Source organism: Actinomadura montaniterrae (assembly GCF_008923365.1).
Classification (GTDB): domain Bacteria; phylum Actinomycetota; class Actinomycetes; order Streptosporangiales; family Streptosporangiaceae; genus Spirillospora; species Spirillospora montaniterrae.
The window spans coordinates 1-1,412 of record NZ_WBMR01000480.1 but is presented as its reverse complement, the minus strand read 5'-3'; the positions used below and the strand labels follow the sequence as shown (position 1 = coordinate 1,412).

The following is a 1,412-nucleotide window of genomic DNA, read 5'->3' as shown; positions in this document are numbered from 1 at the left end:
TCGGCGGTCCCGGAGCCCGCCGACTGGGAGGACCTGCGCGAGGCGGGACGCGCCATCAAGGACGGGACGCTGCTCAGCCTCGACGCGCACCTGGCGGAGCTCGAACGGGCCGTCACCGAGGCGGGCGGCCGGGTGCACTGGGCGGCCGACGCCGCCGAGGCGCGCCGGATCGTCACCGGGCTGGTGCGGGCGTCCGGCGCGGCCGAGGTCGTCAAGTCGACGTCGTCGGTGACCCGGGAGATCGGCCTGAACGGTGCGCTGGCCCGCGCGGGCGTCACGGTCCGGGAGACGGGGTTCGGCGAGCTGGTCGCGCAGCTCGGCGAGGACGATCCGGCGGCCGGGGCGCCCTACCGCGACCGCGCCCGGATCCGCGAGCTGTTCGTGCGGCGGCTGCCCGGCGCCGCAGGCGGCCTGTCCGACGATCCCGCCGCGCTCGCCGAGGCGGCGCGGCTGCACCTGCGCGAGCGGTTCCTCGGCGCCCGCGCGGCGGTCACCGGCGCGAACTTCCTGGTCGCGGAGACCGGAACGGTGGTGCTGCTGGAGTCGGAGGGCAACGCCCGGATGTGCCTGACGCTCCCGGACACGCTGATCTCCGTCGCCGGCATCGAGAAGGTGGTCCCGACCTGGGCCGACATGGAGGTGCTGCTCCAGCTGCTGCCGCGCTCGTCGTCCGGCGCGCCGATGACGCCGTACGTGTCGTCGTGGACGGGCGTCACCCCGGGCGACGGGCCCCGCGAGTTCCACCTCGTGCTGCTCGACAACGGCCGCACGAAGGCCCTCGCCGACGAGGTCGGGCGGGCCGCGCTGCGCTGCATCGGCTGCTCCGCCTGCCTGGACGTCTGCCCCGTCTACGAGCGGACCGGACCCGCCCCGTACGGGCCGGTCCGCGCCGGGCCGATCGGCGCGATCCTCACCCCGCAGCTGCGCGGCGTGGAGCGGGCCGCCGAGGCGTCGCTGCCGTTCGCGTCGACCCTCTGCGGCGCCTGCGCCGACGTCTGCCCGGTGAAGATCGACATCCCGGAGGTGCTGGTCCACCTGCGCGGGCGGGTGGTCGAGTCGCGCCGGCACCGGCCCGTCCCGACCCCGGAGCTGATGCTGATGCGCGGCCTGGCCTGGACGATGGCCGACCCGCGCCGGTACGAGGCGGCGCTGCGCCGCGGCACCCGCTGGGCGCGGCTGATGTCGCGCGGCGGCCGGATCCGCCGGCTGCCCGGCCTGCTCGGCAAGTGGACCGAGGCCCGCGACCTGCCCGCGCCGCCGCCGGAGACCTTCCGCGCCTGGTGGGCGAGGAGGCGCCGGTGAGCTCCCGGGACGAGGTGCTGCGGCGGGTCCGCGACGCGCTCGGCGGGGCGCGCGGCGCGCTGCCGGAGGTGCCGCGCCGGTACGCCCGCCGGCTGCCCGCCGTGGACGCG

1 protein-coding gene is annotated in these 1,412 nt (G+C 77.7%); it reads left to right on the top strand.

The features are described from left to right. Positions 1-1,302: lactate utilization protein B (locus F9B16_RS50420; protein ID WP_151547346.1), on the top strand; the 1,302-nt coding region annotated here is incomplete at its 5' end. Between the last annotated feature and the right edge of the window lie 110 nt (positions 1,303-1,412).